Origin of the sequence: Pseudomonas monachiensis (genome assembly GCF_047345015.1) — a bacterium.
Taxonomy (GTDB): Bacteria; Pseudomonadota; Gammaproteobacteria; order Pseudomonadales; family Pseudomonadaceae; genus Aquipseudomonas; species Aquipseudomonas monachiensis.
This window is the reverse complement of record NZ_CP178857.1, coordinates 731,158-753,195: the sequence shown is the minus strand read 5'-3', so window position 1 is coordinate 753,195 and position 22,038 is coordinate 731,158. Positions and strand designations below refer to the sequence as shown.

General features: G+C 59.1%; 19 protein-coding genes and 1 other RNA gene. 12 read left to right on the top strand and 8 right to left on the bottom strand.

Translation table 11 applies throughout. The annotated features are described in order from the left end of the window. Position 1: 1 nt before the first annotated feature. The 3 genes from dnaJ to grpE form a co-directional block, all read right to left on the bottom strand. The gene (gene dnaJ, locus ACMDB8_RS03260) at positions 2-1,126 is read right to left on the bottom strand and encodes a molecular chaperone DnaJ (protein ID WP_056728224.1); all 1,125 of its coding nucleotides are present in this window, start codon (positions 1,124-1,126) and stop codon (positions 2-4) included. Between the two features lie 295 nt (positions 1,127-1,421). Beyond that, positions 1,422-3,338 (bottom strand): molecular chaperone DnaK, encoded by a 1,917-nt coding sequence (gene dnaK / locus ACMDB8_RS03255; RefSeq protein WP_056728222.1) that lies wholly within the window; start codon positions 3,336-3,338, stop codon positions 1,422-1,424. A 102-nt stretch (positions 3,339-3,440) separates the two neighbouring features. Further along, on the bottom strand, positions 3,441-4,007 hold the full coding sequence (grpE, locus tag ACMDB8_RS03250; RefSeq protein ID WP_056728221.1) for a nucleotide exchange factor GrpE: 567 nt from the start codon (positions 4,005-4,007) through the stop codon (positions 3,441-3,443). 240 nt (positions 4,008-4,247) lie between these two features. Here grpE and recN point away from each other — a divergent pair, with 240 nt between their 5' ends. Beyond that, positions 4,248-5,921, top strand: a complete 1,674-nt coding sequence (gene recN / locus ACMDB8_RS03245; protein ID WP_409078304.1) for a DNA repair protein RecN — start codon at positions 4,248-4,250, stop codon at positions 5,919-5,921. A gap of 79 nt (positions 5,922-6,000) precedes the next feature. Here the strand turns inward: recN and fur are convergent, their stop codons facing one another. Further along, positions 6,001-6,405 (bottom strand): ferric iron uptake transcriptional regulator, encoded by a 405-nt coding sequence (fur, locus tag ACMDB8_RS03240; protein WP_003197684.1) that lies wholly within the window; start codon positions 6,403-6,405, stop codon positions 6,001-6,003. 97 nt (positions 6,406-6,502) lie between these two features. On the opposite strand from fur, the gene ACMDB8_RS03235 reads away from it, so the two are divergent. Further along, positions 6,503-7,030: an outer membrane protein assembly factor BamE gene (locus ACMDB8_RS03235; protein WP_056728218.1), complete on the top strand. Its 528-nt coding sequence runs from the start codon at positions 6,503-6,505 to the stop codon at positions 7,028-7,030. A gap of 61 nt (positions 7,031-7,091) precedes the next feature. Here ACMDB8_RS03235 and ACMDB8_RS03230 read toward each other — a convergent pair whose 3' ends face one another. Genes ACMDB8_RS03230 through ACMDB8_RS03220 form a run of 3 tightly spaced genes read right to left on the bottom strand, consistent with a single transcriptional unit; the run spans position 7,092 to position 9,244 of the window. After that, a complete protein-coding gene (locus ACMDB8_RS03230) occupies positions 7,092-7,406 on the bottom strand; it encodes an RnfH family protein (RefSeq protein ID WP_056728213.1) in 315 nt (104 codons plus the stop codon). Next, positions 7,399-7,833 (bottom strand): type II toxin-antitoxin system RatA family toxin, encoded by a 435-nt coding sequence (locus ACMDB8_RS03225; RefSeq protein WP_046038689.1) that lies wholly within the window; start codon positions 7,831-7,833, stop codon positions 7,399-7,401. The genes ACMDB8_RS03230 and ACMDB8_RS03225 overlap by 8 nt, the downstream gene beginning before the upstream one ends. Before the next feature lie 7 nt (positions 7,834-7,840). Beyond that, positions 7,841-9,244, bottom strand: a complete 1,404-nt coding sequence (locus ACMDB8_RS03220; protein ID WP_223448143.1) for a sodium-dependent transporter — start codon at positions 9,242-9,244, stop codon at positions 7,841-7,843. 118 nt (positions 9,245-9,362) lie between these two features. Between ACMDB8_RS03220 and smpB the strand changes: the two genes are divergently transcribed. Continuing rightward, positions 9,363-9,845 carry an SsrA-binding protein SmpB gene (smpB, locus tag ACMDB8_RS03215; protein WP_008057382.1) on the top strand — a complete coding sequence of 161 codons (483 nt, stop codon included), beginning with the start codon at positions 9,363-9,365 and terminating at the stop codon, positions 9,843-9,845. 116 nt (positions 9,846-9,961) lie between these two features. Here smpB and ACMDB8_RS03210 read toward each other — a convergent pair whose 3' ends face one another. Further along, on the bottom strand, positions 9,962-10,729 hold the full coding sequence (locus ACMDB8_RS03210) for an FCD domain-containing protein (protein WP_056728208.1): 768 nt from the start codon (positions 10,727-10,729) through the stop codon (positions 9,962-9,964). A gap of 261 nt (positions 10,730-10,990) precedes the next feature. Here ACMDB8_RS03210 and ACMDB8_RS03205 point away from each other — a divergent pair, with 261 nt between their 5' ends. From ACMDB8_RS03205 to ACMDB8_RS03165, 9 genes are all read left to right on the top strand, one after another. Beyond that, positions 10,991-12,685: a lactate permease LctP family transporter gene (locus ACMDB8_RS03205; RefSeq protein WP_056728206.1), complete on the top strand. Its 1,695-nt coding sequence runs from the start codon at positions 10,991-10,993 to the stop codon at positions 12,683-12,685. 150 nt (positions 12,686-12,835) lie between these two features. Further along, positions 12,836-13,660: a (Fe-S)-binding protein gene (locus tag ACMDB8_RS03200; RefSeq protein WP_056728203.1), complete on the top strand. Its 825-nt coding sequence runs from the start codon at positions 12,836-12,838 to the stop codon at positions 13,658-13,660. After that, positions 13,657-15,111 carry a LutB/LldF family L-lactate oxidation iron-sulfur protein gene (locus ACMDB8_RS03195; protein ID WP_056728201.1) on the top strand — a complete coding sequence of 485 codons (1,455 nt, stop codon included), beginning with the start codon at positions 13,657-13,659 and terminating at the stop codon, positions 15,109-15,111. Before ACMDB8_RS03200 ends, ACMDB8_RS03195 begins: the two co-directional genes overlap by 4 nt. Next, positions 15,111-15,782 carry a LutC/YkgG family protein gene (locus tag ACMDB8_RS03190; RefSeq protein WP_056728199.1) on the top strand — a complete coding sequence of 224 codons (672 nt, stop codon included), beginning with the start codon at positions 15,111-15,113 and terminating at the stop codon, positions 15,780-15,782. Before ACMDB8_RS03195 ends, ACMDB8_RS03190 begins: the two co-directional genes overlap by 1 nt. Further along, positions 15,779-18,589 (top strand): FAD-binding and (Fe-S)-binding domain-containing protein, encoded by a 2,811-nt coding sequence (locus ACMDB8_RS03185; RefSeq protein ID WP_223542508.1) that lies wholly within the window; start codon positions 15,779-15,781, stop codon positions 18,587-18,589. Before ACMDB8_RS03190 ends, ACMDB8_RS03185 begins: the two co-directional genes overlap by 4 nt. Before the next feature lie 199 nt (positions 18,590-18,788). Continuing rightward, positions 18,789-19,064 (top strand): hypothetical protein, encoded by a 276-nt coding sequence (locus ACMDB8_RS03180; protein ID WP_056728196.1) that lies wholly within the window; start codon positions 18,789-18,791, stop codon positions 19,062-19,064. Between the two features lie 329 nt (positions 19,065-19,393). Continuing rightward, on the top strand, positions 19,394-19,672 hold the full coding sequence (locus ACMDB8_RS03175; RefSeq protein ID WP_056728194.1) for a hypothetical protein: 279 nt from the start codon (positions 19,394-19,396) through the stop codon (positions 19,670-19,672). A gap of 94 nt (positions 19,673-19,766) precedes the next feature. Beyond that, positions 19,767-20,163, top strand: a transfer-messenger RNA (tmRNA) gene (gene ssrA, locus ACMDB8_RS03170). A gap of 187 nt (positions 20,164-20,350) precedes the next feature. After that, positions 20,351-21,607, top strand: a complete 1,257-nt coding sequence (locus tag ACMDB8_RS03165; RefSeq protein WP_409078305.1) for an integrase domain-containing protein — start codon at positions 20,351-20,353, stop codon at positions 21,605-21,607. Positions 21,608-22,038: the final 431 nt, after the last annotated feature.

Here is a 22,038-nt window from a genome sequence, read left to right as displayed (position 1 = left end):
CTTACAAATCGCCGAAGAAACGCTTCACGCCTTCGAACCAACCGGTGGTTTTTGGCGAATGGCTGTTGTCATCCGCCAGCGAACTACGGAACTCCTCGAGCATTTCACGCTGGCGACGGCTCAGGTTGACCGGAGTCTCGACCGCCACACGGCACATCAAGTCGCCAGCACCACCGCCACGCACAGGCGCGACACCCTTGCCACGTACACGGAACTGCTTGCCGGTCTGGGTCCCCTCAGGAATCTTCAGCTTGACCCGACCATCAAGGGTCGGAATCTCCAGCTCGCCACCCAGCGCCGCATCGACGAAGCTGATCGGCACTTCGCAGAACAGATGCTTGCCATCGCGCTGGAAAATCGAGTGCTCGCGCACATTGATCACCACGTACAGGTCGCCAGTCGGCCCACCCTGGGCACCCGCCTCGCCCTCACCGGACAGACGAATGCGGTCACCGGTATCGACACCGGCCGGCACTTTCACCGACAGGGTCTTGTACTCTTCGACACGACCTTCGCCGTGGCAGGAGTCGCACGGATCGGAAATGATCTTGCCCTGGCCATGGCAGCGCGGGCAGGTCTGTTGCACCGAGAAGAAGCCTTGCTGCATGCGCACCTGGCCGATACCGCCGCAAGTCGGGCAGGTCACGGGCGCAGAACCCTTCTTGGCACCGGAGCCGTCGCAAGGCTTGCAGTTGACCAGCGTCGGAACGCGGATATTCACGGTCGTACCGCGCACCGCTTCTTCGAGGTCCAGTTCCAGGGTGTAGCGCAAGTCACTGCCGCGCTGAGCGCCGCCACGGGAACCGCCGCGACCACCACCGAAGAAGTCACTGAAGACATCGCCAAAGATGTCGGAGAAGTTCTGACCACCGAAACCGGCACCGCCGCCACCCATGCTCGGGTCGACACCGGCATGGCCATACTGGTCGTATGCCGCGCGCTTGCTGGAGTCGGACAGCACTTCGTAGGCCTCGTTGGCCTCCTTGAACATGTCTTCCGACGCTTTGTCATCGGGATTACGGTCCGGGTGATGCTTCATTGCCAGGCGACGGTAGGCCTTTTTCAGGTCCGCTTCGCTTGAGCCACGCTCAACACCCAACACTTCGTAATAGTCACGCTTTGCCATAAGTCTTTGCACTCTTGAGGACGTCCGACAAAACCCTCCTGAGTTTGCCGAACTCGTTGAGCCCCAATACAGGCCCGGACCCAACTCACGTCAATTCAACGATCCTGGTCTTTGATTCTTGCGGTACTTGCGGCACGAAAAGCAGGAGCATTCCCGGCCATACCAACAACACGCGACCGCTGTCGCATGCTGTAAAAATTCGCGTATTCCAGATACGCCAACGCGGGAGCAAGCTCCCGCGCGGCGACATCCTACCAGTCACCGCCTTGAGGCAGTCAACCGGCCGACCAACAACTTACTTGTGGTCTTTGACTTCTTCGAACTCGGCATCGACAACGTCGTCAGCCTTTTCCGCCTTGTCGTCGTGCGGTGCAGCGCCTTCAGCAGGCTGAGCCTGTTCGGCGTACATCTTCTGCGCCACTGGAGCGGAGACCTTGGACAGCTCCTCAACCTTGGCGTCGATAGCAGCCTTGTCGTCGCCTTTAACAGCGGCTTCCAGAGCAACTACGGCCGCTTCGATTGCAGTCTTCTCTTCAGCGCTCACTTTATCGCCGGCATCGGCAACCATTTTGCGCGTCGAGTGAACCAGTGCGTCACCCTGGTTGCGGGCAGCGGCCAGTTCTTCGAACTTGCGGTCTTCCTCGGCGTTCGCCTCGGCATCACGCACCATGCGCTCGATTTCTTCGTCGGACAGACCGGAGTTGGCCTTGATCACGATCGACTGAGTCTTGCCGGTAGCCTTGTCCTTCGCACCTACGTGCAGGATGCCGTTGGCGTCGATGTCGAAGGTCACTTCGATCTGTGGCACGCCACGTGGAGCTGGTGGAATGTCGGCCAGATCGAACTTGCCCAGGGACTTGTTCTGTGCGGCTTGCTTACGCTCGCCTTGCAGCACGTGAATGGTCACGGCGCCCTGGTTGTCGTCGGCAGTCGAGAACACTTGCGATTTCTTGGTAGGAATCGTGGTGTTTTTCTCGATCAGCGCGGTCATCACGCCACCCATGGTTTCGATACCCAGGGTCAGCGGGCTGACGTCGAGCAGCAGAACGTCTTTCACGTCACCAGCCAGTACCGCGCCCTGGATGGCAGCACCCATGGCAACCGCTTCGTCCGGGTTGACGTCTTTACGAGCTTCTTTACCGAAGAACTCGGTGACCAGCTTCTGAACCAGTGGCATACGGGTCTGACCGCCCACCAGGATCACGTCGTTGATCGCGCCAACGTCGATACCGGCATCTTTCATTGCGATGCGGCAAGGTTCGATGGTGCGCTGAACCAGGTCTTCCACCAGCGCTTCGAGCTTGGCGCGGGAGATCTTCACGTTCAGGTGCTTAGGACCGGTGGCGTCTGCAGTGATGTACGGCAGGTTCACGTCGGTCGACTGGCTCGAGGACAGTTCGATCTTGGCTTTTTCAGCGGCTTCTTTCAGGCGCTGCATGGCCAGCGGGTCGCCTTTGAGGTTCATGCCGCTTTCTTTCTTGAATTCGTCGACGAGGTAGTCGATCAGACGAATGTCAAAGTCTTCACCGCCCAGGAACGTGTCACCGTTGGTGGCCAGTACTTCGAACTGGTGCTCGCCATCGACTTCAGCGATCTCGATCACGGAAACGTCGAAAGTACCACCACCCAGGTCGTAAACGATCACGGTGTGATCGCCCTTGGCTTTGTCCATGCCGTAAGCCAGAGCGGCTGCGGTTGGTTCGTTGATGATACGTTTTACGTCCAGGCCAGCGATGCGGCCGGCGTCTTTGGTGGCCTGACGCTGGCTGTCGTTGAAGTAGGCCGGAACGGTGATCACCGCTTCAGTCACGGTCTCGCCGAGATAGTCTTCGGCGGTCTTCTTCATTTTTTTCAGGATTTCAGCCGAGATTTGTGGCGGTGCCATTTTCTGGCCGTTCACTTCAACCCAGGCGTCGCTGTTGTCAGCCTTGACGATCTTGTAAGGGACCATCTGGATGTCTTTCTGCACGACTTCTTCGTCGAAACGACGACCGATCAGACGCTTCACCGCATACAGGGTGTTATGCGGATTGGTCACGGCCTGACGCTTGGCCGACTGGCCAACCAGGATTTCGCCATCGTTGGCGTAAGCGATGATCGACGGCGTGGTACGCGCGCCTTCAGCGTTTTCAATAACTTTTGCCTTGCCGTTTTCCAGCACGGAGACGCAGGAGTTGGTAGTCCCCAGGTCGATACCGATAATTTTGCCCATGTTCACTCTCCCGAAACTTTGGATTTGGTTGCCGCAGCAGTGGTGGCTAACTGCGGTAGCACTTAAACGCTTGACTTATAAATGGGGGCCTTGCGGCGGATTTCAAGCCTGCTCGTCAATCGAAGGCGAAACCGGCGCAGGCGCCTTGCTGACCACGACCATCGCCGGGCGCAGCAGGCGGCCATTGAGCTGATAGCCCTTCTGGAACACCTTCAGAACGCTGTTCGGCTCGACGTCAGCGCTTTCCTGCATGGCCATCGCCTGATGGTGAACGGCGTTGAACGGTTCGCCATGGGGATCGATCGCTTCAAGCTGATAACGCTTGAGGGTGTCGTGGAACATTTTCAGGGTCAGCTCGATGCCTTCGCGCATCGGACGGATGCTTTCGTCGTCCGGGCTGGACAGTTCCAGGCCGCGCTCCAGGCTGTCGACGATCGGCAGCAGGTCGCTGGCGAATTTTTCCAGCGCGAACTTGTGAGCCTTTTCCACATCCTGCTCGGCGCGACGGCGGACGTTCTGCAGATCGGCGGCTACACGCAAAGCCTGATCCTGAGCGCCTGCCAGTTGCTCTTCGAGCACTTGTACACGAGCCGCCAGGTCATCACCCGAAGCCTCGGGCGCCTGGTTGGCGTCTGGGTTTTGCGTATCCACTGTCTGTTCGTCAGCCATAGATTTCTCCTTTCAATTTCGTCCGCGAGCTCAACTCGCGCTTCTGCCCAGCTATATGGGGCCGCAAAATCCGGCTTCAAGGGGGTCCGACGATTAACCCTACAAAAAACAACTGCTTTGTCATTCCCGGCCGCGATAAGGCTTTCGTCGGACCGAGCGAATCGAGCTAACGAGGGGCATTGTCAGCCGGAAACAAAACACTGTATAAATAACCAGACCTAACACCTGGGAGCGGCCCATATGCTGGTGCACCTGTCCGTACACAACTACGCCATCGTTGAACATCTCGATCTCGAACTCGATCGCGGGATGAGCGTGATCACCGGGGAAACCGGCGCGGGCAAGTCAATCATGCTCGACGCGCTGGGCCTTACCCTGGGCGATCGCGCCGACAGTGGCGTGGTCCGCCCCGGCGCCGACAAGGCCGATATCCTGGCCACCTTCGATCTGGTCGACATTCCGGAAGCCAGCGCCTGGCTGGCCGAACGCGACCTCGAAAACGACGGCCCGTGCATCCTGCGCCGGGTCATCACATCCGAAGGGCGCTCGCGTGGCTACATCAACGGCACGCCCTGCCCGCTTGGCGACCTCAAGGCGCTGGGTGAACTGCTGATCGACATTCACAGCCAGCACGAACACCAATCCCTGCTCAAGACCGATACCCACCGTCGCCTGCTCGATGAATATGCCGGCGCGACCGATCTGGCCCGCCAGGTTCAACTCGCCGCCCAGCGCTGGCGCCAGACCCGCCAGGAACTGGAGCGACTCTCCAACTCCGGCGATGAGCAACGCGCCCGCCATCAGTTGCTCAGTTATCAACTCGAGGAGCTGGAGAACCTTGGCCTTGGCGACAACGAACTGGAGCAGCTCGAGCAGGAACACAAGAACCTGACCAACGCCGAGACCCTGCTCGGCATCTGCCGACAAGTCGTCGAGCAATGCAGTGAGAGCGATTCCGGGAATGTCCTGAACGCCCTCACCGCCAGCCTCAACCGCCTGTCGAGCGTGAACAGTACGATCGGTGCACTGGGCGAAGCCAGCAGCTTGCTGACCAGCGCACAGATCCAGGTTGAAGAGGCCGTTGGTGAACTGAACCGCTTCCTCGACAACTTCGACGCCGATCCGTCGCGCCTTCAATACCTCGAAGAGCGCCTCGACGCGATCTACACCCTGGCGCGCAAACACCGCATCCAGCCGACCGAAGTCGCAGAGATGCAGCAGAAACTGCTGGATGAAATCGAAACCCTCAACGCCAACGACGAATCCATCGAGCGGCTGAGCGACGAACTGTCTTCATACGCTCGTCATTATCAGGAAAAGGCTCGGGAACTGAGCGACCTGCGTCATCAGGCCTCGAGCAGCCTGGCCAGCGCCGTGGAGCTGGAAATCCAGCGCCTGGGCATGCCTGGCGGGCGCTTCACCATCGAACTGCGCCCAAACAGCAGCGACGAACTGCTGCCTAACGGACTTGAACAGGTTGAACTGCTGGTCAGCGCCAACCCGGGCCAACCCTTGAAAGCCTTGGCAAAAGTCGCCTCCGGAGGCGAGCTGTCACGGATCAGCCTGGCGATCCAGGTGATCACCGCGCAGACCTCCCGCGTACCGACCCTGGTGTTCGACGAAGTAGACGTTGGTATCGGTGGTCCGACAGCAGAAATCGTCGGCCAACTGTTGCGGCGCCTCGGAGAACGCGGGCAGGTACTGACCGTGACGCACTTGCCGCAAGTAGCAGCGCAAGGTCATCAACATCTATTTGTGCATAAAGTGCGCGGCGAAGATGCCACCCGCACGGCTGTTTCCAAATTGAGCAAAAACGACCGCGTCGAAGAAGTCGCACGGATGCTGGGGGGCATCGATCTCACCAAGGAGTCCCTGGCGCACGCCAAAAAAATGGTGGTGGCCGCAAAAGCCTGAATAAATAAAGGCAGAAAGCACGAAGGCGACCCTGGGGTCGCCTTCGTTCGTTTCGCGAACCTGAGTTCGCGCGACATGCTTACTTTTTCTTGCGCACGTACAGCACCAGATTGTGATCAACCATCTCGAAGCCATACTTGTCGACGATTGCTTTCTGAAGCCGCTCGATTTCTTCGTCGAAGAATTCGATCACTTCGCTGGTTTCGACGTTGACCATATGGTCGTGATGCTTTCCGTCGTCCAGCTCGAAGACCGCATGGCCTCCATCGAAGTTGTGCCGCACCACAAGGCCAGCTGCCTCGAACTGGGTCAGAACACGGTAAACCGTGGCCAGACCGACGTCCTCACCAGCCTCCATAAGGGCCTTGTAGACATCCTCGGCACTCATGTGGCGCTGCTCGGCGGAATCGAGCATTTGCAGAATTTTGACCCGTGGCAGGGTCACTTTGAGGCCGGCTTTGCGTAGTTCGCTATTTTCAACCATGGTCAGCTTTCTCGCGATGCTGCTTCGCAGCTTCTCTTAATGCGGGTATGATCGGCGTTTACGTTGTCCCAGCCAAGATAGTGGAAGTCGCCCACCGATGCAAAACACCAAGCTCTTGCTAACCAGTTTCACCTTTGTGGGACTGCTCGCACTCGCCGGTTGTTCATTCCCCGGGGTTTACAAAATCGACATCCAGCAGGGCAATGTCGTCACGCAGGACATGATAGACCAGTTACGCCCGGGAATGACCCGTAAGCAAGTACGGTTTATCATGGGCAACCCTCTGCTGACCGACACGTTCCATGCCGATCGCTGGGATTATCTGTACAGCCTGCAACCGGGTGGCGGTGAACGCCAACAGGAACGCGTCAGCGTTATCTTCAACCCAAATGATCAGCTTGTCAGCCTCTCTGGTGATTTCATGCCAGGCGTGAGCCGTGACGAAGCCATTCTCGGCAAGGACAGCGGCACGACAGTGGCCGCCCCGGCAGAAAACGTCGAGAAGCCAAAACCGGAAAAACCGGTCAAGCCAGGTTCGTTGCTGGATCAGATCCAGAAGGACGTCGACGGTGTAGAAACCGTTCCGGTCCCGACGCCGCAACCACTGGACACCTCGCCGCAATAATTTGCGACGCAATAAAAAGCCCGGCATGCCCGGGCTTTTTATTGTCTGGCGTTCCAGCCAATCACTGATTCCGCGCCTTGGCCTCGGCCGCTTTCGCCGCACGCAGTCGGCGCACCTCTTTCGGATCGGCCAGCAACGGGCGGTAAATCTCGATGCGATCCCCAGCCTGGACTGCCCGACTCTCCGGATCAGCTACCACCTTGCCGAAGATCCCCACAGGGCAATGGGCCAGATCCAGTTCCGGAAACTCTTCAGCCACGGCCGACCTGAGCAAGGTCGCCCGCACGGTCGTTCCAACAGGCACGGTCACTGTCAGCAGCACCTGACGGTCTTCGGCCGCGTAGACCACCTCGACTTCAATCATGACCTCAACCATGTATCTGCTTGGCGCGCTGGCAGAACGCATCCACCAAAGTATTGGCCGCCTGATTGAACAGCGGTCCCAAGGTGGCACGAACCAGCGGCCCGGCATAATCGAACGACAGATCGAGGCTGATCTTGCAGGCTTTGTCGGTCAACGCCTTGAATACCCAGATGCCATGCAATTGGGTGAAAGGGCCCTCTTCGAGGTTCATTTCGATCGACTGCCCCGGAACCAGCGTGTTGCGCGTCACGAAATGCTGGCTGAGGCCGCCCTTCGCCACGCCGACGCTCGCCCGCATATGCTCAGGTGAGCTCTCCAGGACTTCGGCGGACGAGCACCACGGCAGAAACTCCGGATAGCGCGCCACGTCGTTGACCAGGTCATACAGCGCTTGTGCCGGGTACGGCAGCAAGGCCGAACGTGAAATGTGTGTCGTCATGTCAGCGTCACTTCCACAGCTGGGCGGCAAACACTACGAGAATGCCGATGGGCGCCACATAGCGCATCAAGAACAAGGACAGGCCAAACAGCGCAGGGTTACGGATCGACAACTCGTCGCGCACCGCTTCGCGCCCCATGATCCAGCCCGCAAACACCACGAAACACAAACCGCCAAGCGGCAACATGAGTCGCGAAGTGAAGAAATCGATCACACCGAAGAAGTCGAGACCACCGGCGGCTCCCCATTGGTAGAGGTGGAACATCCCGCCTTCGTTCACGAAGAACTTCGCCTCCTTCCAGATATTGAAGGAGAACACCGTGCCCAGGCCGACAAACCAGCAGCTGAACGCCAGCCAGAAGGTGACCCAGGCTCGGCTCACTTTAGTGCGCTCGACCAGGTAGGCCACCATCGGTTCAAGCAGGGAAATCGCCGAACTCCAGGCAGCGACCGCCACCAGCACGAAGAACACCACCCCCATCAATTGCCCGAACGCCACGTTACCGAAGGCAAACGGCAGGCTGACGAACATCAGCCCCGGCCCCTCGCTCGGATTCAGGCCCGCCGCAAAAACAATCGGAAACAATGCCAGGCCGGCCACCAGGGAAACGAAGGTATCGAGCAGCGCCACGCCAACGACCGTCCCTGAAATCGACGAGTTCTTCGGCATGTAGGCGCCGTAGATCATGATCGAGCCGACGCCCACGCTCAGGGAAAAGAACGCATGCCCCATCGCGGGCAACAAGCCGTCCATGACCTTTTCCGGGTGGAAGTCGAACATGAAATGCACGCCCTCCATGAAATGCCCGGTGGTCATGCTGTAGCCCAACAACACGAGGATCATCACGAACAGCAGCGGCATCATGATGCGCAAACTGCGTTCAAGCCCGGCAACCACGCCCTTGGCGATCACCACCGCGGACAACAGCATGAAAATGGTGTGCCAAAGTGTCAGGCGCCAGGGATCGGCGATCACATTGCCGAAGTAAGCCCCCACCTGATCAGGCGTCGCCCCCTGAAAATCGCCACGCCCCATGTCGATGATGTAGTCCAGCGACCAGCCGCCGACCACACTGTAGAACGACAGGATCAGCAACGCGGTGATCATCCCGGCAAAAGCGCCCCAGGACCATTTGGCCGAATGCCCCGCCTCTGTCGCCAGGATCTTCAAGGCATTGGCCGGGCTCTGCCGGGCACGCCGGCCGATCAGGGTTTCCGCCAGCATGACCGGCACCCCGATCAGCGCGATGCAGGCCAGGAACATCAGCACGAAGGCACCGCCGCCATAGACGCCGACCATGTACGGGAATTTCCAGATACTACCCAGCCCCACGGCCGAACCGGTCGCGGCGAGTATGAAGACCCAGCGGCTAGCCCAACTGCCGTGGACAGAAACCTTGTCTGTCGACATCGTTATCACGCCCAAGCGTTCAAAAAAGAGGCCGCATTGTCCGGGATTCAATCAACCTGCTCAAGCACGTAGCAACACCGTAGCCGACTCGCGTGCAACTCCCTATAATGCCGCCCCTATGGCTAAACAGAAGAAACACCCAACAGGGACCATCGCGCAAAACAAAAAGGCGCGACACGATTACTTCATCGAGCATCGTTTCGAGGCTGGTCTGGTCCTGGCCGGCTGGGAAGTAAAAAGTCTGCGGGCAAGCAAGCTGCAGCTGGTTGACAGCTACGTGCTGCTCAAGGATGGCGAAGCCTGGCTGCTCGGCAGCCACATTACGCCCCTGACGACCGCCAGTACCCACGTCATCGCCGACCCCGTGCGCACCCGTAAGTTGCTGCTCAACCGGCGCGAGCTGGAAAAGCTGGCCGCGGCCGTGCAGCAAAAGGGTTACGCCTGCGTGTGCCTGTCCTGGTACTGGAGCAAGCACATGGTCAAGTGCGAGATCGCCCTGGGCAAGGGCAAGAAGGAATACGACAAGCGCGATACCGAACGCGAACGCGATGCCGGTCGCGAGTTGCAGCGTGCGGTGCGCAACAAGGGCAAGGAAGACTGATTTTTCTGCCTGCGAATTGCGGCGCGAATAAAAAGATCGCAGCCTCCGGCAGCTCCTACAGGGAACGCATTCCAATGTAGGAGCTGCCGAAGGCTGCGATCTTTTGCATTAAACGGTCACATCCCCTTGCGCCGCTCCGCCCGGGCCACGCGCTGCACTTCCTGACGCACCTCTTCCAGCACTTCCTGCACATACAGAATGTGCCGACTGGAAACTTCCCGCGCCTGCTCCGCATGCCCTTCGATAATCGCCTGATACAACTCTCGATGCTGCGTGATCAGCATGTCGCGGGTTTCAGTGCGCTGCTTGTACATCCCACCGATGTTGGTCACCACGTTGCGCTTGAGCAGATCGAACAGCCCGCGAATGGTGTGCAGCAACACGGCATTGTGGCTGGCCTCGGCAATCGCCAGGTGAAACCTTGCGTCCGCCGCACCCTCTTCGGCACGACTCACTTCTTCGTGACGCGAATAACAGTCCTGCAATTCGTTGAATGCCGCGGTCAGCCGCTCGCGATCCACATCCGTGGCACGCAGCGCCGCATAGTAGGCGCAAGACGCTTCCAACGTATGGCGAAACTCCAGCAGATCGCGTTGCGCCTCGGGGTTGCTTTCCAGCAGATGCAACAAGGGATCACTGAAGGTGCTGCCCAGTGATTCCACCACATAGTTGCCACCACCCTGGCGACTGACCAGCAGGCCCTTGGCGGTCAGTTTCTGAATGGCTTCGCGCAACGAAGGGCGAGACACGCCAAATTGCTCGGCCAGCGCGCGCTCGGCCGGCAAGCGCCCACCCGCTTTGAGCGTGCCCTCGAGGATCATGCCCTCAAGCTGCTCGACAATATCGTCAGACAAACGGCGCTGACGAATCTGATCAAACCCCATAACTCGATTACTCCACGATCCGACGGCTCGCCGGCGCTCTATTCTGGCCTATCGGCGCCGCGCCAGCACCTGCCACAACGCATTTGGTCATACCAGGCAGACGACCTGCGCACTTCGCATTCGACAAAAGTTTTAGGGCGGCAAATTGACACACCGCCTACAAGGCTTTTACCCTAGCCAACAGCGATTGTAAATTGGTCTTACCAATTATCCAAGAACGCTGATCAGTGCCTGACCAACAACAATTAGGGGCCACCCCATATGCAAACCTGGCAACAGCTCTATACCCCGCTCGGCAGCCTCGGCCTGTCCGCACTCGCCGCCGTCATCCCCATCGTGTTTTTCTTCCTGGCTTTGGCCGTGTTCCGCCTCAAAGGGCATGTGGCCGGCAGCATCACCCTGGCTTTGTCGATCCTGGTGGCGATCTTCGCCTTCCAGATGCCGGTCGACATGGCGTTCGCCGCCGCCGGGTATGGCTTCGCCTATGGCCTGTGGCCGATTGCCTGGATCATCGTGGCAGCGGTATTCCTCTACAAACTGACAGTCAAGAGCGGGCAGTTTGAAGTCATCCGCAGCTCGGTCCTGTCGATCACCGATGACCAGCGCCTGCAGGTCCTGCTGATCGGTTTCTGCTTCGGCGCCTTCCTCGAAGGTGCAGCCGGTTTTGGCGCACCCGTGGCGATTACCGCTGCGCTGCTGGTAGGTCTTGGCTTCAACCCGCTGTACGCCGCTGGCTTGTGCCTGATCGCCAACACGGCGCCGGTGGCATTCGGTGCCCTGGGCATTCCGATCATCGTTGCCGGCCAAGTCACCGGTATCGACGCGTTCAAGATCGGCGCCATGACCGGTCGCCAATTGCCGCTGCTGTCGTTGTTCGTGCCATTCTGGCTGGTGTTCATGATGGACGGCCTGCGCGGTGTGCGGGAAACCTGGCCGGCAGCCCTGGTGGCCGGCTTGAGCTTTGCCGTGACCCAGTACTTCACCTCGAACTTCATCGGCCCGGAACTGCCGGACATCACCTCAGCCCTGGCCAGTCTGATTTCCCTGACCCTGTTCCTGAAAGTCTGGCAACCAAAACGCGCCGCCGGCCAACACATCGTCGGCGCTGTATCGGCCTCTGTGGTGAGCGCCAGCGTCGGTGGTTTCGGCCAGAAACGCACCACCGTGGCTTCGCCCTACAGCCTCGGGGAAATCTTCAAGGCCTGGTCGCCGTTTCTGATCCTGACCGTACTGGTCACCATCTGGACCCTGAAGCCGTTCAAGGCGATGTTCGCCGCCGGCGGTGCGATGTACAGCTTCGTATTCAACTTCGCCATCCCGCACCTGGACCAGATGGTGATCAAGGTCGCACCGATCGTAACCGCGCCAACCGCCCTTCCGGCAGTGTTCAAACTGGACCCGATTTCCGCCACCGGCACGGCGATTTTCTTCTCGGCCCTGATCTCCATGCTGGTGCTGAAGATCAACATCAAAACTGGTCTGACCACTTTCAAGGAGACCTTCTACGAACTGCGCTGGCCGATCCTGTCCATCGGCATGGTGCTGGCCTTCGCTTTCGTCACCAACTACTCGGGCATGTCCTCGACCATGGCCCTGGTATTGGCAGGCACCGGCGCGGCGTTCCCGTTCTTCTCGCCTTTCCTCGGCTGGCTGGGCGTGTTCCTCACTGGCTCCGATACTTCGTCCAACGCCCTGTTCAGTTCGCTGCAAGCGACCACTGCGCACCAGATCGGTGTCAACGACACCTTGCTGGTGGCGGCGAACACCAGCGGTGGCGTGACCGGCAAGATGATCTCGCCACAATCGATCGCCGTGGCCTGTGCCGCGACCGGTCTGGTGGGCAAAGAATCGGATCTGTTCCGCTTCACCCTCAAGCACAGCCTATTCTTTGCAACGATTGTCGGCTTGATCACGTTGGCCCAGGCCTACTGGTTCACCGGCATGCTGGTGCACTAAGGGCTACAGGCAACACGATAAAAACCGACGCCGGGCCACGCCCCCGGCGTCCGCTATTCACACCCCGGTCTGTAAGGCTACTGAAAGCTTCCGGCTCTATATTCAGCAGCCTCGACAGACGAATAACCGGGACCACCCGGAGACCGCCTGATGAGCGAGCTTTATTACAACGCCGTGCCGAATGCGACCCGTGTCGCCCCGCCACTGCCCGAGCCTCGGCAATACCCCAGCGAGAAACCGTCACGGGTCTACCTGTTCGGGACTTGCGTAGTCGATCTGTTCTACCCGCAAGCCGGGATGGATGCGATCCACCTGCTGGAGCGCGAAGGCATTCGTGTCGAATACCCGCAAGGGCAAAGCTGCTGCGGCCAACCGGCCTACACCTCCGGTTACACCGAACAGGCACGGACAGTGGCGCGCTCGCAACTGGCGTTGTTTGCCGGCGACTATCCGGTGGTGGTGCCGTCAGGTTCTTGCGCGGGCATGCTGCGCGAACATTACGCCGACTTGTTCAAGGACGAGCCGGACACGTTGAAACAGGTCCAGGCCCTGGCGGCCAGGACCTACGAGCTGGCCGAGTTTCTGTTGTTTGTCTGCAAGGTGCAGCTCAAGGACAGCGGCGAGCCGGTAAAAGTGGCGCTGCACACCTCGTGCTCGGCACGGCGTGAAATGAACACCCACCTGCACGGCCGCGAGTTGTTGTCGCAACTAAGCAATGTGGAGCGGGTCAATCACGATCACGAAAGTGAGTGCTGTGGCTTTGGCGGGACATTCAGCGTCCGTATGCCAGACATTTCCGGCGCGATGGTGGCTGACAAGACCCGGGCGCTGAAGGAATCCGGCGCGCACAAGGTGTTGAGTGCCGACTGCGGCTGTTTGATGAACATCAACGGCTCGCTGGAAAAACAGCAGGAAGCGTTGCGCGGTCAGCATCTGGCCAGTTTCCTCTGGCAGCGAACCGGAGGTGCGAAATGAGCACCTCGACGATTATTCCTACGGTTGCCGTAGAAGAAGATTTCCGCACCCGCGCCCACAACGCGCTGGGTGACGCGCAATTGCGAGGCAACTTTCGCAAGGCGATGGATTCACTGATGACCAAACGGGCAGCGGCGTTCAGCGATGCCCATGAAAGAGAACACTTGCGCGCACTGGGCAATGCAATCCGTGCCCGCGCGCTCTCCAAATTGCCCGACCTGCTCGAGCAACTGGAACAGAACCTGACCCGCAACGGTGTGACAGTGCACTGGGCGGAAACGGTGGACGAGGCCAATGGCATCGTCCTCTCGATCATCCGCGCTCACGAGGGGCGGCAAGTGATCAAGGGCAAATCGATGGTCAGCGAAGAAATGGAGATGAACCATTTCCTCGCTGATCGGGGCATTGAATGCCTGGAATCGGACATGGGCGAGTACATCGTCCAGCTCGACCACGAGAAGCCTTCACACATAATCATGCCGGCAATCCACAAGAACGCCGGTCAGGTCGCGTCCTTGTTCCATGACAAACTTGGCGTGGAATACACCAAGGACGTAGACCAACTCATTCAGATCGGCCGCAGAGTCCTGCGGCAGAAATTCTTCGAAGCGGACATCGGCGTCTCCGGCGTCAACTTCGCCGTGGCCGAAACCGGCACCCTGCTGCTGGTGGAAAACGAAGGCAACGGTCGCATGACCACCACGGTGCCTCCGGTACACATCGCCGTCACAGGTATCGAAAAAGTCGTGGAAAACCTGCGCGACGTGGTGCCGTTGCTGTCATTGCTGACCCGCTCGGCCCTGGGCATTCCGATCACCACCTACGTCAACATGATCTCCGGTCCGCGCAAGGAGCATGAGCTCGACGGCCCTCAAGAAGTACACCTGGTACTGCTCGACAACGGCCGCAGCCAGGCCTTTGCCGACAGCGAACTGCGCCAGACCCTGAACTGCATTCGCTGCGGCGCCTGTATGAATCATTGCCCGGTCTACACCCGAATCGGCGGCCATGCCTATGGGGAGGTTTACCCCGGCCCTATCGGAAAAATCATCACCCCGCACATGGTCGGCCTGGCGAAAGTCCCGGATCACCCGAGCGCGTCTTCGCTGTGCGGTGCCTGCGGTGAAGTCTGCCCGGTGAAAATCCCGATCCCTGCTTTGCTGCGACGCCTGCGGGAAGAGAACGTCAAGGCCCCGGACAGCCCCCATCAAGTGATGCGCGGTCAGGGCAGCAAGTATTCGCGCAAGGAGCGGTTCATCTGGAACGCCTGGGCCAAGCTCAACAGCTCGCCGACGCTGTATCGCCTGTTCGGTTTCTTCGCCACCCGGTTGCGCGCCCTCACGCCGAGCAACGTCGGCCCATGGACGCAAAACCACAGCGCACCAAAACCCGCTGCCCGCTCGCTGCATGACATGGCCCGCGAACATCTGGCCAAACAGGGAGACCGCTGATGAGCGCCAAGCAAAATATCCTCGCGAAACTGCGCAAAAGCCTGACAGGCACCACGCCAGTGGCCGACAACTTCGATGTCGATCTGGTGACCCAGCCTTACACCTACGCCCCTGAGCAGCGCATTGCGCAACTGCGCAAGTTGATGGAAGCGGTGCACACGGAAACACATCTGACGTCCGGCCAAGAGTGGCCGACGCTACTCGCGCAGTTGCTGCAGGACCGCCAGTTGCCAAGCCTGCTGATCGCACCGACAACGCCCCACGGTCAACGGATCACGCAGCACTGGGCGAATAATCCCGGCCTGCCAATGCTCAAGGCCTACGACCGTCCGGTTGAAGAATGGAAAGCCGAGCTGTTCAACGACACCCCGGCGAGCATCACTGGAACCCTCGGCGCCATCGCAGCCACGGGCAGCCTTATTCTCTGGCCGACCCGGGAAGAACCACGCCTGATGAGCCTGGTGCCACCGATGCATTTCGCCCTGCTCAAGGCCAGTGAAATCCGCGACAACTTCTATCAAATGCAGCAGGAATTCGAATGGGCCCAGGGCATGCCGACCAACGCGTTGCTGGTATCCGGCCCGTCGAAAACCGCCGACATCGAACAAGTGCTGGCGTACGGCGCCCACGGTCCGAAGGACCTGGTGGTACTGATCCTGGAGGACCAATGAGTCTACCGGCTGCTTTCCTGCGTGATGCACAGCAACTGATCCCCCTAGAGCGACGTTTCGACGACCCGTTGTCGACCCTGGCCTTCGGCACCGACGCCAGCTTCTATCGCTTGATTCCGCAACTGGTGATCCGCGTCGAGTCCGAAGACGAAGTGGTCGCACTGCTGCAACTGGCGCAACGGGATCAGGTGCCGGTGACTTTCCGCGCCGCCGGCACCAGCCTCTCCGGCCAAGCCATCAGCGACTCGGTATTGATCGTGCTGGGGGATAACTGGAACGCTCGCGAGATCCGCGGCCAAGGCACGCAAATCCGCCTGCAACCGGGGGTGATCGGCGCCCAGGCCAATGCCTGGCTGGCACCGTTCGGGCGCAAGATCGGCCCGGACCCGGCCTCGATCAATGCCTGCAAGATCGGCGGCATCGTCGCCAACAATGCCAGCGGCATGTGCTGCGGCACGGCGCAAAACACCTATCACACCCTGGCCGGCATTCGTCTGGTGCTGGCCGACGGCAGTCGTCTCGACACTGAAGATACCGCCAGTGTCGCGGCGTTTCGCCAAAGCCACGCCGCCCTGCTGGAGCGCTTGGCGTCTCTGGGCCGCGAGACCCGGGCAAACGCCGAACTGGCTGCGAAAATTCGCCACAAATACCGTCTGAAAAATACCACCGGCCTGTCGCTCAATGCCCTGGTGGATTTCGACGAGCCTGTGGATATCTTGAGCCACTTGCTGGTGGGCTCCGAAGGCACGCTCGGGTTCATCAGTGCCGTGACCTACGACACCGTGATCGACCACCCGAATAAAGCCTCGGCGCTGATCGTGTTCCCGGATGTCGAAACCTGTTGCAACGCTGTGACTGTGCTGAAAAGCCAACCGGTGTCAGCCGTGGAACTGCTGGACCGACGCAGCCTGCGCTCGGTACAGAACAAACCCGGCATGCCCGCTTTCGTACAGCATCTGTCGAACAATGCCTGCGCCTTGCTGATCGAATCCCGCGCCGCGTCGTCCACCTTGCTGCATGAACAACTGGCGCAAATCATGGCGTCGCTGAAGGCGTTCCCGGTGGAAAAGCAGGTCGACTTCACCGAAGACCCGCAGGAAAACGCCCGTCTCTGGGCCATCCGCAAGGACACCTTCCCGGCCGTCGGCGCCGTGCGCAAGACCGGCACCACGGTGATCATCGAAGACGTCACCTTTCCGGTCGAACAACTGGCTATCGGCGTCAACCGCCTGATCGAACTGTTCGACAAACATCACTACGACGAAGCGATCCTTTTCGGACACGCCCTGGAAGGCAATCTGCACTTCGTCTTCACCCAAGGCTTCAACAGCCCGGAAGAAGTCGCGCGCTATCAGGCGTTCATGGACGACGTGGCGCAACTGGTGGCGGTGGAGTTCGGCGGTTCGCTGAAAGCCGAACACGGCACCGGGCGAAACATGGCGCCGTTCGTCGAACTGGAATGGGGCAGCGATGCCTACCAGTTGATGTGGCAACTCAAACGACTGCTCGACCCCAACGGCATTCTCAATCCGGACGTGGTGCTCAGCGAAGATCCACAGATCCACCTCAAGCACCTCAAGCCCTTGCCCGCCGCTGACGAGATTGTGGACAAGTGCATCGAATGCGGCTTCTGCGAACCGGTTTGCCCGTCGAAAGGACTGACCCTGAGCCCGCGCCAGCGCATCGTGATCTGGCGCGACATCCAGGCGAAGAAACGCGCGGGCATCGATACGTCCGAACTCGAAGCCGCCTACGACTATCAAGGCATCGACACCTGCGCCGCCACCGGCCTGTGCGCACAGCGTTGCCCTGTAGGCATCAATACCGGCGAGCTGGTGAAAAAGCTGCGTAGCCGGAAGGCGACGCATACGAAAACCGCCAACTGGCTCGAAGGAAATTTCGCCACGGCACTTCAAGGTGCACGCTTCACCCTGCACGTGGCCAATGGCGCGCGGATGTTGCTGGGGGCGCCGAGATTGGCGAAGTTGTCGGCGACGTTGACGCGCCTGTCCAAGGGTCAGGTCCCGCAATGGACCAACGCGATGCCGCAACCGGAAAAGGCCATTCGCTTCAGCCCGACGGTGATGGACGCGCGCCCGCGCGTGGTCTATCTGGCGGCCTGTGTGTCCCGCGCCATGGGTCCGGCAGCCGGCGATACGGAGCAAATGTCGCTGCACGACAAGACCCGTGGCCTGCTGGAAAAGGCCGGTTACCAGGTGGTGTTCCCGGACAACCTGGACAATCTGTGCTGCGGTCAGCCATTCGCATCCAAAGGCTACGCCGAGCAAGCCGAGCACAAACGACAGGAACTGATCGGCGCCCTGCTCCACGCCAGCCGTGGCGGGCTCGACCCGATCTACTGCGACACCAGCCCCTGCACCTTGCGCCTGGTTCAAGACCTCGGTGAAGTCCGTCTGGACCTGTACGACCCGGTACGCTTCATCCGTACACACCTGATGGACCGCCTGGATTTCAAGCCTCAGGAGGCGCCGATCGCCGTGCACGTAACCTGCAGCACCCAGCACCTCGGAGAAAGCCAGGCGTTGATCGACCTGGCGCGCAAGTGCAGCAAAAACGTGATTATTCCCGAGGGTATCCACTGCTGCGGCTTCGCCGGCGACAAGGGTTTCACCACCCCGGAGCTGAACGCCCATTCGCTGCGCACGCTCAAGGACGCGGTGAAACAGTGCAGCGAGGGGATTTCCACCAGCCGCACCTGTGAGATCGGTCTGACGCAACATGGCGGCATTGACTACCACGGACTAGTCTATCTGGTGGACCGCGTTACCCAGGCTAGGGTGCCCTGATAGCAGGATCTAAAGGAGGGTGCATAAAGGTGCCCTTCGTTAACGCTTCTTGTCGGAATCGACAGCTCTACAGAAAAAAAGAACCCTGATGTGCCACCGCAGTCCACTGATCAAGCCCCGCAAATGCGGGATTTTCCCAAAACTCGGTAAACCGATTTGATGGCCAGCAATGCTGGACCTTCAGTTCAAGGAGAAACACATGAATCGTTCTGTGCTGTTAGGTTTGTTCGTTGCTGCTTCCATGATGGCTTCCACTTCGTTTGCGGCCGAAAAAGACCTATGCGCGGTCAACCTGCAAACCATCGAAAACGGCAAGGCACAGATTCCTCCGGAAATGACTGACCAGGTAAAAGCCTCTGTCGAGCAAGCCAAAGCCGACCAGGCAAAAGGCACCAAGGAAGGCACTGATGATTGCATCGCCGAGACCAACGACATCATCAAGGCCGTCACCGACTCGAAAAAAGGCGGGAAGTAACCCGGTTCACGGCCAACCTCCGGGTTGGCCTTCCGCGCCACGCTGGCGTACATCAACAACGGAGTACAGGCAGCCGGGAGTTCAAAGCCCGGCTGCACCCGCTACGAAGCAAACCAAAACCCGCCAGTTGCGGGTTTTGTTGCATCTGGGGTCTGGAAATTTGCCTACCATCGCTGGAAAAGCTCGACACACTTTCTTAAAAAACCGAATTCTTGCGTTGAATCGCAGTCTTTGAGGTAAGCCCCATCAGATCGTGGCTGATTTTTCGGGCTTGGCCTGGCTGTCCGCTCATACGCCAGCACCGAGACCATCAGCTCAAGGAGATACCCATGAAACGCACCACACTCGCTGGCCTGTTCATTGCTGCCGCCATGCTGGCCTCTCCTGTATTTGCTGCGGACAACAACCTTTGTACGAGCAAGTTGCAAGAGCTCAAAGGCAAAGTGAATGCGCTGCCGGCGACCGCCACAAACACCTCAATGGAGATCAAAAGGCTGATGTCCAGCGCCGAAGCCTCACAAGCCTCCGGGGACGACAAAAAATGCGTCACCGAGGCCACCCAGGCATTGGCACTTGCTGACAGTCAGGGCAACCAACCAAACCCATGATCTGTGGCGGTCAACCTTCGGGTTGGCCTTCCGGGGCGTGATGACGTACACTGTACAGGCCTGCTGCTCACTTGATTCACAGAGCATCAGGCTCGGGGCCGTTTAGGATTCGACGCCGGTTGCGAAACTTTAGGTGCATGCCGAGTTGGTAACAGAACTCGTAAATCCACTGTTGCAACTACTTATAGTTGCCAATGACGATAACTACGGCCAGGAATTCGCTCTCGCTGCGTAAGCAGCCTTAGCCCTGAGCTTCTGGTACCTTCGGGTCCAGCAATCACCAGGGGATGTCTGTAAACCCAAAGTGATTGTCATATAGAACAGAATCGCCGTGCAGTACGTTGTGGACGAAGCGGCTAAAACTTACACAACTCGCCCAAAGCACCCTGCCCGTCGGGTCGCTGAGGGTTAACTTAATAGACACGGCTACGCATGTAGTACCGACAGCGGAGTACTGGCGGACGGGGGTTCAAATCCCCCCGGCTCCACCACTTCATCATCTAAAGACGTCCACGGACGTCTTTTTTTGTGCCTGAAATCCAGTGAAATCAAGGATTTAAGCGCTACTGGGCGCTGGAGAGGTTTTTTGAGTTCCAGCCGTTTGGGTATTCCAAATGGTATTCCAAGCCATCCGGTGCTATTTTTTGGAATACCAAAACGGTGTCAGAGGTAGCTCTCATGCCTGCTCCAGCCCTTCGCCTTTCCGACCGCCAGCTCAAGGCAGTCAAGGCAAAAGACAAGGATTACGTCCTCAGCGATGGTGACGGCCTTCAGCTCCGAGTCAGGAGCAATGGCTCGATGCTGTGGAACTTCAACTACCGCGAGCCGATAACCAAAAACCGTATCAATATGGGGCTGGGCACGTACCCAGAGCTCTCGCTAGCGAACGCCAGGAAGAAAGTGGTGGAAGCACGCGAGCTGCTTGCACAAGGCATTGATCCCAAGGTGCAACGCAATGCACAGGACGAAGCCAAACGAGCGGAGACGGAACATACGTTCGAGAACGTGGCCACCGCCTGGTTCGAGCTGAAGAAGGACTCTGTCACGCCAGCGTACGCCGAGGACATTTGGCGATCGCTCACGCTGCACGTATTTCCAGACCTGAAAACAACGCCGCTCTCGAAAATTACCGCACCGATGGTCATCGAACTGCTTCGCCCAATCGAAGCCAAAGGCAGCCTCGAGACAGTGAAGCGATTGAGCCAACGGCTCAACGAAATCATGACCTATGGGGTCAATTCAGGACTGATCTTTGCGAACCCCCTCAGTGGCATTCGCGCAGTATTCAAGAAACCCAAGAAACAGAACATGGCCGCGCTACGACCCGATGAGCTTTCCGAGCTCATGATCGAAATCGCAAACGCCAGCATCAAGCGGATCACCCGCTGCCTGATCGAATGGCAACTGCACACCATGACTCGCCCTGCCGAAGCGGCTACCACTCGATGGGCAGACATCGACTTCGACAAACGCATCTGGACCATCCCGCCGGAGCGCATGAAAAAGCGTCGTCCACACACCATCCCGCTGACCGAACAGGCACTCGCGTTACTGGAGGCGCTCAAGCCCCTCAGCGGTCACAGGGAATACGTGTTCCCGGCAGATAGAAATCCGCGCACCCACGCTAACAGCCAGACCGCCAACATGGCGTTGAAACGCATGGGCTTCCAGGACCGCTTGGTCAGCCACGGCATGCGCTCCATGGCCAGCACCATCCTGAACGAGCATGGCTGGGATCCGGAGCTGATCGAAGTCGCGCTGGCGCATGTCGACAAGGACGAAGTCCGAAGCGCTTACAACCGAGCTGACTACATCGAGCGCCGGCGTCCGATGATGGCTTGGTGGAGTGAGCACATCCAGAAAGCGGCCACTGGCAACCTGTCGGCATCTGCGATCAATCAAACCAGGGACCACAACGTCGTGCCGATACGGTGAGCGCTCACCAGACGCCGCCAGTAACCGAGGATGACTCTCCAGATAGAGTGATGGTTGATTTGGCGACAGCGGCGACACCGGCGACAACCCGCGTAATACCTGGTTTGCAGCATGGCGACAGAAGTGGCGACTGTCGCCGCAGTAAGCCTCGCTCTTGGGGCTTTCTCGGCCAAGCCCACGCGAGCGGGAAGGCTCCGCATTCCCACTCGCATGGGCTATGCGTAATTACATCTCATTTGACCACCTAAATGCATTGCCACTGACCAGTCACTCGCATTCGCGCTGACCAACCGTTTGCAGTTGATGGATGTCAGCGGATGCCACTCAGCCGCGAGTGCGTCAGCCAAGCACTGAAGGACTGCAACCGCCCCATAGCTGTCGGTGGCGACAGACAAGAATCGGCCAAATGCTGACTCTGGCGACTTTCCGGC

Excerpts from the sequence above, each read along its gene's own strand:
- ACMDB8_RS03190 (WP_056728199.1), top strand. The coding sequence starts at position 15,111 with ATGAGCGCCAAGCAAAATATCCTCGCGAAACTGCGCAAAAGCCTGACA.
- ACMDB8_RS03210 (WP_056728208.1), bottom strand. The coding sequence starts at position 10,729 with ATGGGGTTTGATCAGATTCGTCAGCGCCGTTTGTCTGACGATATTGTC.
- dnaK (WP_056728222.1), bottom strand. The coding sequence starts at position 3,338 with ATGGGCAAAATTATCGGTATCGACCTGGGGACTACCAACTCCTGCGTC.
- ACMDB8_RS03230 (WP_056728213.1), bottom strand. The coding sequence starts at position 7,406 with ATGGTTGAGGTCATGATTGAAGTCGAGGTGGTCTACGCGGCCGAAGAC.
- dnaJ (WP_056728224.1), bottom strand. The coding sequence starts at position 1,126 with ATGGCAAAGCGTGACTATTACGAAGTGTTGGGTGTTGAGCGTGGCTCA.
- recN (WP_409078304.1), top strand. The coding sequence starts at position 4,248 with ATGCTGGTGCACCTGTCCGTACACAACTACGCCATCGTTGAACATCTC.
- ACMDB8_RS03200 (WP_056728203.1), top strand. The coding sequence starts at position 12,836 with ATGAGCGAGCTTTATTACAACGCCGTGCCGAATGCGACCCGTGTCGCC.
- ACMDB8_RS03195 (WP_056728201.1), top strand. The coding sequence starts at position 13,657 with ATGAGCACCTCGACGATTATTCCTACGGTTGCCGTAGAAGAAGATTTC.
- ACMDB8_RS03205 (WP_056728206.1), top strand. The coding sequence starts at position 10,991 with ATGCAAACCTGGCAACAGCTCTATACCCCGCTCGGCAGCCTCGGCCTG.
- smpB (WP_008057382.1), top strand. The coding sequence starts at position 9,363 with ATGGCTAAACAGAAGAAACACCCAACAGGGACCATCGCGCAAAACAAA.
- ACMDB8_RS03235 (WP_056728218.1), top strand. The coding sequence starts at position 6,503 with ATGCAAAACACCAAGCTCTTGCTAACCAGTTTCACCTTTGTGGGACTG.
- ACMDB8_RS03225 (WP_046038689.1), bottom strand. The coding sequence starts at position 7,833 with ATGACGACACACATTTCACGTTCGGCCTTGCTGCCGTACCCGGCACAA.
- ACMDB8_RS03175 (WP_056728194.1), top strand. The coding sequence starts at position 19,394 with ATGAAACGCACCACACTCGCTGGCCTGTTCATTGCTGCCGCCATGCTG.
- ACMDB8_RS03220 (WP_223448143.1), bottom strand. The coding sequence starts at position 9,244 with ATGTCGACAGACAAGGTTTCTGTCCACGGCAGTTGGGCTAGCCGCTGG.
- ACMDB8_RS03185 (WP_223542508.1), top strand. The coding sequence starts at position 15,779 with ATGAGTCTACCGGCTGCTTTCCTGCGTGATGCACAGCAACTGATCCCC.
- fur (WP_003197684.1), bottom strand. The coding sequence starts at position 6,405 with ATGGTTGAAAATAGCGAACTACGCAAAGCCGGCCTCAAAGTGACCCTG.
- grpE (WP_056728221.1), bottom strand. The coding sequence starts at position 4,007 with ATGGCTGACGAACAGACAGTGGATACGCAAAACCCAGACGCCAACCAG.
- ACMDB8_RS03180 (WP_056728196.1), top strand. The coding sequence starts at position 18,789 with ATGAATCGTTCTGTGCTGTTAGGTTTGTTCGTTGCTGCTTCCATGATG.
- ACMDB8_RS03165 (WP_409078305.1), top strand. The coding sequence starts at position 20,351 with ATGCCTGCTCCAGCCCTTCGCCTTTCCGACCGCCAGCTCAAGGCAGTC.